The following is a 12,890-nucleotide window of genomic DNA, read 5'->3' on the forward strand; positions in this document are numbered from 1 at the left end:
AGTAGTCCCTTTCTTTTTAAAACTAATTGGGCCGATTACATATTTTATCACTTAAATTCGATTCCTTCTTTTTGAAAACTAGAATGTAGTCGTTTGATCAATTCGTGTCGAATTAAAAATTGATCTGAAAATTCTAAACAGGGCAGATCCATTTTGAATCCTACTACATTGGGTCCAAATTTTTGATAAGAGAAAGAAATTTGTCCGATTGAATCGGATGGATAAAACTTTTTTAAGACCTCATTTCCTATGTTTATGGCAAGCAACTCTGCTTTTTCTAAATCGGCTTGATAGGTTATATTTGCTTCGATTGGAATTGAAAAACATTTTTTAGATAATTCTAATGTAGTAACTACGGAAGACGCCATCACGGAGTTTGGGACTACAATTACACTATCATTATATTTTCGAATTGTAGTACTTCTCCAAGTGATGTCTTGAACGTAACCTTCTAATCCTTCTCCTTGCATCCGAACGTAGTCACCTTTTTTAAGCTGTTTTCCGAGCAAGATTCCTAACCCGGAAAATAAGTTTGCAAGTGTAGGTTGTAAACCGAGTGCGACGGCAAGACCTCCGACTCCTAGGGCTCCTAAAATTGGGGCGATTGAAATTCCTAAAGATTGGAGAATCAATAAAATACAAACCGCAAACAATACAATCCGGATCGCGTTACCTATGATGGAAGCAGAAGAAATCGTTCCTTCTATTTTGGTTTCGAACGCCGCCGAAAAAAGATGAGAGATCGAGATCGTTCCAAGTATGATTGAAAGAATTTTGAAACCTAAAGAGACGGATTCTATTGAAGTGAGTTTTAAAAATTTGAGAAATAAAAACGAAGAGAGTAAAAAGAAAAATAAACGAATGATCTTTTTTCCCGCTTTGTAAATCGGATGGGAGGTTGGAATTTTATCTCCTAAAAAAAAACCAAACAACCTGGGGTTAATTCTGTCGCTTAATAGATAACCAAAAAATAATACGAAAAGAAAAACTCCGGTTGCCTTTCCTAATTCCCAAAGAAAGTCTTTAGAAAACCAGTCTTGAATTTCGTTCCAATTCATGAGAACATTTTTTATCTAAATCCCAATCGTGCAAGATCAAATCGTTTGATTTCATTTTGATGTAAGGTTTAAGGATTTCAAGTCGGATCGTGTCTATTTTTGTTCAATTCTTTCCATAGGTTTGTATTCAAATTTTAGATTTTAGAATGACAGAACAGAAAACGTTCTTATTCTGCTCCAGACTTAAGGAAGGTGGAATGTTGGATCGATGGAAGAATAAAAATGACAAATCGGTTCGTTGGGAAGAACTACCAAATCTTCATTCCGACTTGCAGGATCTGGATCTGATCATACGAAGTTTGATTTCGGAAAAACTTTCTCTTGGAATTCGAGAAATTGTTTTTTGTCTTTCCGCAGAACAAGCCTTATCTCTAAAAAAATCCAGAAACTTTTTAAAGCTAATAAAAGATCTCAAACGAGCCGGTTTTACGATTTCATCCGCGGACAGAGATAAAATACTTTCCGCAAATGTAGAGTCTTCTTCTAAATTTTTTCGTTATTTAGAAAACCGTTCCAGAAATACAAACTGTTTGGTTTGGACGGAGATTTCTGAGCTTTCCCAAATCGAATCAAAATATTATGATTTTCTTAATCATTTTCGCCAGATTAACGGTGACCAATCGTTTCGTCCGTCTAGGTTTACCATTCGTGTAAAATTACTTTCTATCGTTTCCGCGATTATCACTCTCAGTATGGGGCTGATGATTACGATGGCCACGTATTTTTTTAGGAAATACAGTGAAATTCTAATTCAAGAATACAATCTATCTCTTGCTAGAATGACAGGACTTCAATTGAGTGGACAACTAAAAGAAACTACTCGTAAAATTCAGGACTTTCGTTCTGAAGATTCCGAAAAATTTTTTAAAACCAATTCTAATGCGGTGGCATACGTACGTTTTAAAAGTAAGGCGGTAAATTCCGTTTGGGAAATAGATTCCCTTTTTTGGAATTCAAAATTTCTAAAGTCTAATTCGGTTGTTCTTGATTCTACACACTTAAAAAAAGCGTTGGAAAAATCTTTTTCCCGTCTATCAAATACATTAGAAATATTGAATGTTTCTTCTGAATTTGGTTTTCCCGCGGTTGCGGTTTTACTTCCGATAGATGACAAAATTTGCGGTTTGGTTTTTTCCGCTTCTGAATTTTTAGGTTCTTTTCTCAGTGTTAGACAAACCGATTTTTTTCAAATGATCGTGGTGGATTCTTCCGGAAACTTGATTGCTCATTCTAACGATAAGGAAGCGGTTTCCGGAAAGGACTATAAAAAACATCCTCTTGTGGAAAATATGTTACGCAGTCCTTCAGATAATGGTTCTCAACGATTCGATTTTGAAGGCAGAGAAGTATTAGGTTCTTATCAACAATTGGAAGTGGGCGGTTTGGGAATTATCTCTACGTTAGACGCCGATATCGCTTTTGAAGCGGTGTATCAGATTAGAAGACAAAATCTTTGGATTATGATTTCTGTTTTATCGGTTGCGTTTTTTGTAGTATTCGTTTTTTCAAGGACGCTTACGATACCTATTATTCAACTTCTTTCTGCAACTAAGAAAGTAGAACAAGGGGATTACGTCGTCGACATTCGAGCTACTACACACGACGAAGTAGGAGTTCTTACCAATTCGTTTTTAAGAATGGCGAGGGGTTTGGAAGAAAGAGAAAAAATTAAAAATACGTTTGGAAAGTTTGTAAATAAGGAGATCGCCGAACGCGCGTTATCTTCCGATCTGAAATTGGGAGGAGAAAATAGGGAAGTCACGGTGTTTTTTTCGGATCTTAGAAATTTTACCGGAATGTCAGAAAAGATGAAACCGGAAGAGGTGGTTGAATTTTTAAATCAGTACTTCACCGAAATGGTAGAATGTATTTATCTGACTCAGGGAATTGTGGATAAGTTTATTGGCGATGCCGTGATGGCTCACTGGGGAGCTTTGGTTCATGATGGAAACGAAGCTAAAAATTCGATTAACGCTGCTTTGTTGATGAGAAGGGCGTTGATAGAATTTAATCTAAAAGGAAAAGAAATTGGTCGTCCTTTTACTCGTTTTGGTTGTGGGATCAATTCTGGACCTGTAATCGTTGGACAAATTGGTTCCGAAAAGAAGTTAGAATTTACAGTTATCGGAGATGCGGTTAATCTCGCTTCTAGAATTGAATATTTAAATAAGGAATTTGGTACGGACATTCTAATTTCTGAAAGTACGTATCAACAAACAAAGGACCATTTTAATTTTGTGGAACTTCCTCCCGTTTGGATCCGTGGCAAGGAAAAACCGCAAGTCATCTATGCGGTGTTAGGTTGGAAAGAGGATCAGGATTGTCCTAAGTCTTTGGAAGAATTAAGAACGTTATGCGATATCCCAGATCCTGAAAACCCTTCTCGGTCTTTAGCATGAATTTATATTCTAAATTTAATAAAGAGATTCTTGTAGGGATTTTGTCTCTTTTAGTTTTAGGAGTTTCTCTTTTTCTTTTTTGGAAAGAAGGGGCTGTGGATTTCGGGAAAAGAGAAGCTGTAGGAAACATTACTTTTAAATATAGAACCGCTCAGAGAAAATTTTCGGATCATATGATTTGGCAAGATGTGGAACAGAACTTTCCGATTTTTAATCAAGATTCTGTTAGGACCGACGAACTTTCAGAAGCGATCATTACTTTAAAATCTGGAACTAAGTTTGAATTAGATCCCAGATCTATGATTGTAATTCATCTTAAGGAAGAAGAAGAACTTTTAAAACTGGAAGAAGGTTCCGTAAAAATACAGACCGATCATTCTATGAGTTTGATTTCCGGAAAAAACGTTTTAAAATCCGGTGACGAACAGGGTATATTTCGCATAACGCGAAACGAAAATAATACCGAAGATGTGGTGGAATCTACAAAAGGAAATCTGAGATGGATTAGCTCTGAAGGAAATGTAGGTTTGATTCAGGAAGGAGAAAATGTCAGAGTAGTAAAAAATACAGCCATACCGATCAGACAAGAATGGAAATTGCTGGAACCTTTGGATAATGATAGGATTTTTCCGGAAACTGGAGAAGCCAAAATAGTGTTTCGCTGGAAATCCGATTCTCTCTTTGTCGGTTTATTAGAAATTTCATTAAACAGAAATTTTAATTCTTTAATATTTAAAAAAGAAATTAAAGGAGATTTTACAGAAGATAGTTTTCCGGAGGGAATTTATTATTGGAGAATCGTTTCCTCCGATAGAAAAAAAATTTCCGAAGTTCGTAAATTCAGAATTCTGCCTAATCCTCCTGTGGCCTTATTATTTCCCTTGAAGAATACAACTCTAGAAGGAGCTACGTTACAATCTTTTCGTTGGAAACCTTCCCAGTTGGCCACCGGTTATATTTTAGAAATTTCGCAATCTTCTGATTTTAAATCTGAATTTAAACAGATTACGGTTTTTAAAACTTCGATTTCGATTCCTTTGTCCGTAGGTAAGTATCACTGGAGAGTAAAAACTTTTTCTAATTTGTCAGGTATGTCTTCCGTATCGGAAGTTAGATCTTTTTCTGTAGAAGATGTAAAGTATATTATAAGTTCTGAAACTACTTCTGTAAAAGAAACGATTCAGAAAGAAAAGGTTCAATCTACTGAGCAGAAAGAAAATATTTCTAAAGATAATTTTAACAGAAATAAGTTAGAGATAATTCCTAAATTGGTATATCCTATTCAGGGTGGGACTGTGGATATGACGGGACGCAATTCGATCGTATTTAGATGGAAACATAACTCTAATTCTAAAGTGGAGAAGTGGAATCTAAATCTTTACGGAAAAAATGGGGAGTCTATATTCAAACGATCTGTAAACGGAGAATCCTTTCGTTTAACGGATCTAAGTGTTTTAGACGTTGGAAAATTTCGTTGGGCGTTGATTCAAGATGGAAACGAATCTAATCAAAGCAAGGCGGAATTTACGATTGTTTTGAGAGAGGATTTAGCTACTCCCGAAACAAAAACGACTGGTAAAAAAGGGGAGTGAGGACTTGAAATCTATAGTCTTAAAATTTTTGATTCTTTTTTGTTTATTTATTAGTTATTCTGAATATTCAGAGGAAAGAAAGTATACTTATTACATAGAATGGAACGAAGTAAAAGGAAATAACGGTTATAAAGTGGAAGTCAGAAAAGTTTCTAATCCTGAAGCCCTTGTAGCCGAAGAAAAAACGGTCACTAGTAGTTTAGAATTTTTAATTCCCGCAGGTGAATACGAATTTAGGATTTCGGCTCTGAATCGTTTTGGAAAACCATCTTCTTGGAGCCAGTGGTCTTCTTTTCAAGTCGAACAAGACAGACCTAAAAGTGTTGTGGAAGCGGAAAAAAAGTTGGCTGCTGCGGGAGTTTCTACCTGGAAGGTTTGGGTTCCTGGTTTGTTGCCGATCGAAAGAAAAGAATATACCAAGGCATCTTTGATTTTTTTATGGTTTGGTGCGCTTGCGGTTGCGGGTAATGCGGAAAGAGTCGCTGGTAATTCTTTTGCACAATCCACCACAAACGACTCCACGTTTTTAACGTTAGTCTCTTTTTATGCACCCTTGCCGGTATCAATTTATTTTATTCATCAAAGGGACGGAGACAAAAAAGAATATGAAAGACATCAAAATAATCAAGTGAGTATAGGTCTTTTAGCTCTTTTGAGTTATGGTTTAAACGTATGGTTGGAAAAACGTTCTTTTCATTCTACTACCGTTTTGATAGAATCCAAACCCGAAAGTATATTCAGAGGAAATGATTCTTATATACAACCGAACGCTTTGTTTTCTTTGGGAAGGTTTGAAATCGGATTTCGGAGGGAGTTAGAATGATCGCACAAAAAAACGGTTTCTTAAAAAAGATCCCTTCTTTATGGAATGAAATTTATATTTTTTTTAATTGGATTAGAGATATTCAAAAAATAATATATTCTTTTTTGATCATGTTTTGTTTTATATCGCGTTGTTCGGTTCCGTTTCCTGATTTAAATCCGAGCCTTTTTTTATTACCTCTATTGAATTCAAACAACACGAATAACGTTTCTGATCCAAATCTTGAATTGAAATATATCTTTGTTACCGTTACAGGAACAACGGGACAGTTAGGCACGGTGACCGGAGCAGACAACATTTGTGCGAACGAAAAAAACACGAACTTTGTTTCTTTACCCGGAAAAGGGACAGACTATAAAGCTTTGATTGCTTCGACGGTGGCTCCAATACGAAGGGCTTGTAATGCCACTCCTAATTGTGTCAACTCTGCGGAAAATACAAATTGGGTTCTTTTGTCTAATCAGGATTATTATAAGGGAACGGTCACTTCTCCCGTAAAAGTATTTACTACTAATTCTGCGGGGATTGTAGTTTTTCCATCTCTCAGTTCGATTGATTCTAACGCGGCGGCTACTTGGTGGACCGGAATAGAAAACGATTGGGTTTCCAGTCCGGATCACTGTGTCAACTGGACGGATGGAACTGCCCTTAACAATGGACAGTTCGGTTCCGGGGACACTGTTTCTAACGTGTCTATTGCCGCAGGTTTTACTTTAGATTGTAGTATTTCCAGGAAACTAGTCTGTGTTAGGCAATAAAAAAACAAACGAACGAACTTGGAACAATGATATTACTCATAACTATATAATGAGTACCTAATATTTTACATGGAATCAGCGTTTTGTGATAGAATTAACGGCACTTATTTTTATAGAGATCAGCAAGAGGATGAATAAAACAAAAACATATTAGGTTCTTTATATTCTTTTTTTGAATGTTATTTGAGATTAAGAATGAACTGTGTATAAATGGAGTTTTTGAAAAAACGTATCTATGATTAACAAAGTGGTTTTATTGATTCGGTTTAATAGAGTTGTTGAAAAATTCCATAGTGAAGATTCGTAAAATTGCTTCAATTGTCCATTTCAATCCAATATAAACAGATCAAGAATTAATTTTTTAACAACTCTAATGAAAAAAACGGAAGAGGGCCGATTTTGTGATAATTCTAATGTAACGTGAGTTTTATAACGAGTTAAATTTCATTTTTTTAATATAGGATTGAATGTGTTTTTTAAGTTCATTGTATCGATTTTAATTATATTCCAATTCAGTTGTAATACTACATCTGCTATTATATTTACTTTTGAAGGAAAAGAAAAGATCTATCCGTATTCTGGAGCAGTACTTGCTTTGGAACGTTTGATCTGGGAAACATGTCCTCCTAAGCCATTTTCAAAAAAAATTTGGGATATATTGATTCTAATTGATCTTCCTTTTACACTCGTGCTCGATACCATCCTTTTACCGGTATCTTTTCCTTATTACTTATATGTGGAATCCGGTTCACCTGGATCTAAAAGTTGGTATTATAACACGCGGAAAGAAAAACTTTATACGTTTATAGCAAAGAATTCTTCGAACTACATTCTAAGTTTAACTTTAGAAATTCTAGAAAAAGATAGTAAATACATATATATAAAGTTGCTAAAGTCTATTTCAGATCTGGAAGGACGTATTGGGGATCTACAAAAGGAAGGAATTGTCCTCAATAAAAATTTAGAATATTTGATGTCAGTTTCGTCTAATGGTAAAATAGATCCAGGATTACAATTGAAACAACACGTTGAAATTGTAGGTATAGTCTATGAACAGTTTAGGGAACATCCGGAATTAAAATCTAAGTATAATGAAAATTTATGGCAAAGTTATTTTACAATTGTATGGAGAAATTATTTTTCCAAAGAGGGACTCATTCGTAATCCGGAAGTTTTAAAGAAAATTTTAGATGAATTTTCAGATTCAAAAGACACAGCCATTTTGTTCCAGGAGATTGCTTCTTTTTATTCGGAACAAAGTCGAGACGGACTTTATCCTGATTTTGTCATAAGCCCTAGTTCTCAAAGTACTTATGAATCTTTCGAAGTCCGTTCAAACTTAGGACTTCCGAAAACAAATCAAGAATTTTGGAAGAACCAAATTCAAATTTTATTGGAACTAGATAGAATGATTCGTAAGGATTTTCCTCATTTAAAAAAAAGTTTGGATCCAGTTTGGAAAGAAGCGATTTCGTCTGGAGTTATTGCTTATAACCATCCTGCTTTAGAAAAAGCATTTCAGGAATTTCCAAAAGAAACAAAAATCTCTATTGGAAATTTATTTAAAAAGGCCGTAGATAAATCCTGATTCTATAGAGGTTATCGGAAAACACGTTTCCGATTTTAATATATTTTTTGCATCCGATCGAGAGATGATTTTTACTGTGCTCCGATTTCCTAAGATACTCGAAAAATTGTTACAAGCGGGACTGGATCCGAATCGAATTTATGGATTTAAAAAAAACGTATTCGTAAACGATCGCTGGATTGATGGGATTGAAGAAGATACTTTTTTGATACTTTGTTTAGAAGACACGAAAGAAGTATCCATAAATTCATTGCAATTATTATTGAAGTATGGAGCTCAGACGGATTTAGCTGTAAAACGATATTCTCTTGGAAAAGAATATTTATACAATCCTCACGCTGCCTTAGAGAATTCTTATTATAATTCTTCTCTTAAACGTAAGATATTAACAGAGTGGATGAAAAACAAAATTAAAAGAGTTGATGCTTTAAAAAAATAAAATATTCTAATGTATAGTACAAAACCATTTGTATGGATTGAATCCGATCTGAAGGAATGGGAAGAATTGGATTTCAAATGAGAGATAAATTCTAAGTCACCTACTCAAATTTTTTTGAACAACTCCCAGAGCGACTTAAAAGGTAGTATTTTCTAATTTGTCTTTTAGTTCTATTTTTTAGATCAAATAAATCTATTTTAAAATTGGGAATAAAGTCTTTTAGAATATTAACTTCTTGATTTGTTAAAACGAGCTGATCTAAGAATCGATTTCTTAACTTTCATTTTTTTTTCACCATGATAAAATACGAATGGAATTACAACGGATATGGGTTTTCCGTTTTTATGTTGGTTTCGATAGATTTTTGTAAGATAACCTAGTAGTTGTATATAGATCGAATTATCTAAATAATGTGAATTTACACGAAAGAGGTCGATGCAAGGAAAATAGCAAGATGTCTCTCAAATTCAGCGTCTCGCTTCTTTAACTCAATACATCGCTCCCTAAATGTCGATTTTTAGAGAGGCATTCGTTAAGTTTTCCGGGTCGCTCGACAGATTGTGTTTTATTAAAACTAAAGAAAATTAGTATATAAAGTTTTGCGTATGCAATTTATTTACCAGAGCTGAGAGCTCGGTCTAGCTGCCTGGGCAAGCCGGATTTGCCCTGATTTTCTTACGTCGAACTCGCAATTCTTATGTTCGAATAGTAAATGCACATTAGTTTTGTTTCCAGACTTGAGAGGAATTTTAAATAGTAGATCTATTTGTTCTTGTCTGAGTTCTTCTAAAATAAAACTGAATTCTGAATTCTAAATTTAATATTTTTACTACTTCTGACGGTAGTTTTAAAAAAAAATATATGACTGCTTCTTTTTTATCTTAAATACTTTCTCGGATCAATCGATCGTGTGGGTTGTTAATTTTGGTTATAGTTTAGTTTAACGTGAATGGCGATTTTAAAATATTCTATATTCAAATTTATTATATAATAGAATACTGAATTGAATGGCGGTTTAGATTGTTGTTTTTTTAAACTTAGAAAAAAACATCAGAACTTATTTTAGGATTTGAATCTTGATTTTTTAGACATTTATAATAGGGTTGTTGTCGTTCCTACAAAATCTTTCACATTGTATGGTTGAATGTGAATTAGAAAAAGTAATATCGCACATTTTAGGTTTTTTTACCGTAAAACTACGATTTGCGGTAGTTCCCACAAATTAAGTTACTTATGAATTTTGAAGCCGGATTTTTTATCATAGAATTTTTGATGTTACTACTCGGATGATAATAAAACTAGACTGAGCTTGTTGTAAAATTTGGAATGTAGTATTTATTTTAAGAAAGCCTATAGATTTGGATTAGGCTTATTTTTTAGAATATTCTAATTTATTTATATTAATAAAGACTAAATCGAACTGGAATTAGAACTTTAACTGTAATCGGTTTGCCGTCCAGAATGGAAGGGGAATATCTTTTTTTATAGAATGCCTCGATTGCAGCTTCATCCAAACCGAACCCAAGGGATTTTCCAACGGAACGAACTCTTAATACTTGCCCATTTTCTGCAATGATTACTTCTAAAGTGGAGGTTCCGGTAATACCTGCTGATCTAGCTTCATCGGGATACTCCGGAGTGATATTTGGAGTTAGATCCACTGGAGCGGTTGCACCGGAAATGATTGCGTCTTGTGCGCCAGCAATTCTAGGATCTTCCTTTTTTTTAATTGTATCAGTTACTTCAAATTCTCCGTCGTCTGCTGCTTCTCCAACGTTTGGTTCTTGAATAACTAAGTTATCTACAAATGCAACTTCATCTACAAGTCGATCCAATCGATCGAATTGAACAGAAGGTGTGTACCAAAAAAACAAAATGAATATTTGTAGAAGAAAAGAAATGGAAAGAAAAAATTCCATCCGATAGCGATCGATCCATCTTCTAAACCTATTCTTTTTCACAATGGTAATTGTAGAGTTAGATTGAACCATCGATCAAAGACCTCCACCTTGAGTGGTTTTTGTGACTAGGGATATTTTCAACGCACCTGCTTCTTTCAAAAGTTCGAATGTACTGTCTAATTCTGCATAAGGTAAATTTTTATCTGCGTGGATCAGAACTTTAAGATCGGGAGTGGTGGTAAGTTTGGCCCTTACATGATTGATCGCTTCATTCAAAGGCATTTTAACTTGATTAAAGTATACCGCTTTATCTGCGCCGAGATATAGATTTGCAATTTTTTTATTTAACTGTTCTCCACCTGGAACATCCGGAAGGGCGATCGGTAAATCTGGATCCGTATCTAAGACAGAAGTAACCATAAAAAAAACTAAAAGTAAAAATGCGATGTCGGCCATTGAACTGACTGGAATTGAAGGTGGATTTTTTTTCTTTTTTAAACTCATATTTATTTCAGCCTTTTTACAGAAATCTGTTTAAATCCCCGGATTTGAACAGCGGATAACGCATCCAACATGTTGCCGTATTTCGTTTCTCCAGTTGTTTTTATTAATGCGACTTTGTTTTCTATATCTGGAATTTCAATCAAATTGAGTTCTTGTCTGAAATCGATTAGATTTCTATATTCTTTGGTTCCGATCGATTTGTTTTTCATCTTAACCAGATCACCGGCAATCAATATTTCGTAGATGTTTTCTCGCAGAATCAACGTAGGATTTGAGTTCTTTCTAGGAGGTTGAATATTCAATCCTTCTTTTACGAAGAATACGGCGGTAACCATAAAAAATACTAATAATAGAAATGCAATATCCGACATGGAAGACGCGGATATTTCTTCTAAGGTGCGTTTCTTTTTGATTCGGATCATAAGAATACCTACATTCAAAAAAACGATTATACTTTTTGGGAATTTCTCTTTAGGAATTCCTTATAGATTCTGTTTGCGGCTTCTTCGATTTCGGAAGTGAAACCGTCAATTCTAGAAGTTAGGTATTGATGGAATGTCATTGCTGGGATTGCAACGATCAAACCAGCAGCGGTTGTAATTAACGCTTCTTTAATACCGCCAGCAACTACTTTTGCATTTACTTGATCAGCGTTTGCAATTGCGTCGAATGCGTTGATCATACCGGAAACGGTTCCTAAAAATCCGATCAAAGGAGCGATCGTAGAAACTGCTGCAAGGATCACAAGTCCTCTTTCTAATATAGTAATTACTTCTGCTGCTTCTCTTTCTACACCTTTCGCGAAAATTTCAGCGTCTCCGGAAGATACTTCGATTCCACCTGCTAAAACTTGAGTGATTTTATAATCTTTTCTTTCGTCTAGAAAACCGCGAACCGAGTCCAAACCTTTTGAGTCCATGGTCTCCCCTAAATCTATGTTATAACCTTTGGGAAGAAGTTTTGCTGTAGATAGGAAATAAATTCTTTCAAATATAATTCCTAAAGCTACGATTGAAGAAAGTGCTAAAGGATACATGGTCCAACCACCTAAAAGAAAAAGATCTACAAATCCCCAGCTTTTATCTGCTTTGGTGGGTGCAGGAGTTTCGGTTGCGGGGGAGGTTTGTGTTTGTTCTGGTGTTTTATTTTGTGCGAATATTACAGATGTGGAAATTGAAATCATTCCAGAAAGGATCAGTGTTACAAACACCCATTTGAATTCTTTTTTTATAGAGAAAAATTTCATCGACGTCTCCGATTAAAATGTCTCTGAAATATATCTTTGATTTGTTACTAAGTGATTACAAAAGGATTACGGATCTAAGATTTAGAGCATACTTTGAGTGTGATAAACAAATTCATTTTATGACATGTCTTAAAATTTAGATTTTTCTTATTAAAAAGGTTAGATGCGAAGATCGGTTTTGGTTTATACTTTGAATCAAGTTAAAAAATTTAGAATATTCAAAAATTGATAAACAGATTCATTTAAAATAATTGTTCCGTTTCTTGAATTCGATAAAAGCAATTATACTTCATTTTCTTTTAAGAGATCCAAAGAAAGATTTAGCGAGATACGTTGTATCTTAAACCCAAGCCTTATTTTTCTGAGTAACTTGAAATTTGCGTTTAACTAAGTCCAGAGTAATTCACTTTTTATGATTACTAAGAGCACATAATAAAAGTTTGCACTTCAATCCTGTAAATTTAGCGAAAGAAAATCGGGGAAATCCGGCGTTGCCGGGCCGCGCTTTCACCCTCAGCAATAAATTGCATAAAAGAAATGTAATATTTTATCTTTAGTTTCAATTGATTATGGGACACGATC

At 34.6% G+C, this 12,890-nt stretch carries 11 protein-coding genes and 1 pseudogene; 5 read left to right on the top strand and 7 right to left on the bottom strand.

Annotated elements, in window-relative coordinates; all coding sequences use genetic code 11:
• Positions 1-47: 47 nt before the first annotated feature.
• Positions 48-1,058, bottom strand: coding sequence for a mechanosensitive ion channel family protein (locus LEP1GSC059_RS05500; RefSeq protein WP_002178024.1), 1,011 nt, complete (start codon positions 1,056-1,058; stop codon positions 48-50).
• Between the two features lie 146 nt (positions 1,059-1,204).
• Here LEP1GSC059_RS05500 and LEP1GSC059_RS05505 point away from each other — a divergent pair, with 146 nt between their 5' ends.
• The 5 genes and pseudogenes from LEP1GSC059_RS05505 to LEP1GSC059_RS05525 all read left to right on the top strand — a co-directional run bounded on the left by LEP1GSC059_RS05505 (position 1,205) and on the right by LEP1GSC059_RS05525 (position 8,657).
• Entirely contained in the window at positions 1,205-3,457 is a 2,253-nt protein-coding gene (locus LEP1GSC059_RS05505) for an adenylate/guanylate cyclase domain-containing protein (protein ID WP_002177815.1), read from the top strand.
• A complete protein-coding gene (locus tag LEP1GSC059_RS05510; RefSeq protein ID WP_017215597.1) occupies positions 3,454-5,049 on the top strand; it encodes a hypothetical protein in 1,596 nt (531 codons plus the stop codon). The genes LEP1GSC059_RS05505 and LEP1GSC059_RS05510 overlap by 4 nt, the downstream gene beginning before the upstream one ends.
• A 4-nt stretch (positions 5,050-5,053) precedes the next feature.
• Positions 5,054-5,872 carry a fibronectin type III domain-containing protein gene (locus LEP1GSC059_RS05515; RefSeq protein WP_017215598.1) on the top strand — a complete coding sequence of 273 codons (819 nt, stop codon included), beginning with the start codon at positions 5,054-5,056 and terminating at the stop codon, positions 5,870-5,872.
• Positions 5,869-6,630: a DUF1554 domain-containing protein gene (locus tag LEP1GSC059_RS05520; RefSeq protein WP_017215599.1), complete on the top strand. Its 762-nt coding sequence runs from the start codon at positions 5,869-5,871 to the stop codon at positions 6,628-6,630. Before LEP1GSC059_RS05515 ends, LEP1GSC059_RS05520 begins: the two co-directional genes overlap by 4 nt.
• Before the next feature lie 469 nt (positions 6,631-7,099).
• Positions 7,100-8,657: pseudogene (locus LEP1GSC059_RS05525) on the top strand (YceK/YidQ family lipoprotein).
• Positions 8,658-8,884: 227 nt separating this feature from the next.
• Here LEP1GSC059_RS05525 and LEP1GSC059_RS24615 read toward each other — a convergent pair.
• The 6 genes from LEP1GSC059_RS24615 to LEP1GSC059_RS05545 form a co-directional block, all read right to left on the bottom strand.
• Positions 8,885-9,094: an Rpn family recombination-promoting nuclease/putative transposase gene (locus LEP1GSC059_RS24615; RefSeq protein ID WP_337587744.1), complete on the bottom strand. Its 210-nt coding sequence runs from the start codon at positions 9,092-9,094 to the stop codon at positions 8,885-8,887.
• 179 nt (positions 9,095-9,273) lie between these two features.
• The gene (locus LEP1GSC059_RS24830) at positions 9,274-9,450 is read right to left on the bottom strand and encodes an Rpn family recombination-promoting nuclease/putative transposase (RefSeq protein WP_420323974.1); all 177 of its coding nucleotides are present in this window, start codon (positions 9,448-9,450) and stop codon (positions 9,274-9,276) included.
• Between the two features lie 607 nt (positions 9,451-10,057).
• Positions 10,058-10,648, bottom strand: a complete 591-nt coding sequence (locus tag LEP1GSC059_RS05530; RefSeq protein ID WP_004455851.1) for an energy transducer TonB — start codon at positions 10,646-10,648, stop codon at positions 10,058-10,060.
• Positions 10,649-10,651: 3 nt separating this feature from the next.
• Positions 10,652-11,062 (bottom strand): ExbD/TolR family protein, encoded by a 411-nt coding sequence (locus LEP1GSC059_RS05535; protein ID WP_002177881.1) that lies wholly within the window; start codon positions 11,060-11,062, stop codon positions 10,652-10,654.
• A gap of 2 nt (positions 11,063-11,064) precedes the next feature.
• A complete protein-coding gene (locus tag LEP1GSC059_RS05540) occupies positions 11,065-11,484 on the bottom strand; it encodes an ExbD/TolR family protein (RefSeq protein WP_017215600.1) in 420 nt (139 codons plus the stop codon).
• A 26-nt stretch (positions 11,485-11,510) separates the two neighbouring features.
• Entirely contained in the window at positions 11,511-12,308 is a 798-nt protein-coding gene (locus tag LEP1GSC059_RS05545; protein WP_017215601.1) for a MotA/TolQ/ExbB proton channel family protein, read from the bottom strand.
• Positions 12,309-12,890: the final 582 nt, after the last annotated feature.

Source organism: Leptospira noguchii serovar Panama str. CZ214, assembly GCF_000306255.2.
GTDB lineage: Bacteria > Spirochaetota > Leptospiria > Leptospirales > Leptospiraceae > Leptospira > Leptospira noguchii.

Bases quoted from the DNA above. Each gene is read 5' to 3' on its own strand.
- LEP1GSC059_RS05505 (WP_002177815.1), top strand. From the start codon at position 1,205: ATGACAGAACAGAAAACGTTCTTATTCTGCTCCAGACTTAAGGAAGGT.
- LEP1GSC059_RS05500 (WP_002178024.1), bottom strand. From the start codon at position 1,058: ATGAATTGGAACGAAATTCAAGACTGGTTTTCTAAAGACTTTCTTTGG.
- LEP1GSC059_RS05540 (WP_017215600.1), bottom strand. From the start codon at position 11,484: ATGATCCGAATCAAAAAGAAACGCACCTTAGAAGAAATATCCGCGTCT.
- LEP1GSC059_RS05535 (WP_002177881.1), bottom strand. From the start codon at position 11,062: ATGAGTTTAAAAAAGAAAAAAAATCCACCTTCAATTCCAGTCAGTTCA.
- LEP1GSC059_RS05530 (WP_004455851.1), bottom strand. From the start codon at position 10,648: ATGGTTCAATCTAACTCTACAATTACCATTGTGAAAAAGAATAGGTTT.
- LEP1GSC059_RS05510 (WP_017215597.1), top strand. From the start codon at position 3,454: ATGAATTTATATTCTAAATTTAATAAAGAGATTCTTGTAGGGATTTTG.
- LEP1GSC059_RS05545 (WP_017215601.1), bottom strand. From the start codon at position 12,308: ATGAAATTTTTCTCTATAAAAAAAGAATTCAAATGGGTGTTTGTAACA.
- LEP1GSC059_RS05520 (WP_017215599.1), top strand. From the start codon at position 5,869: ATGATCGCACAAAAAAACGGTTTCTTAAAAAAGATCCCTTCTTTATGG.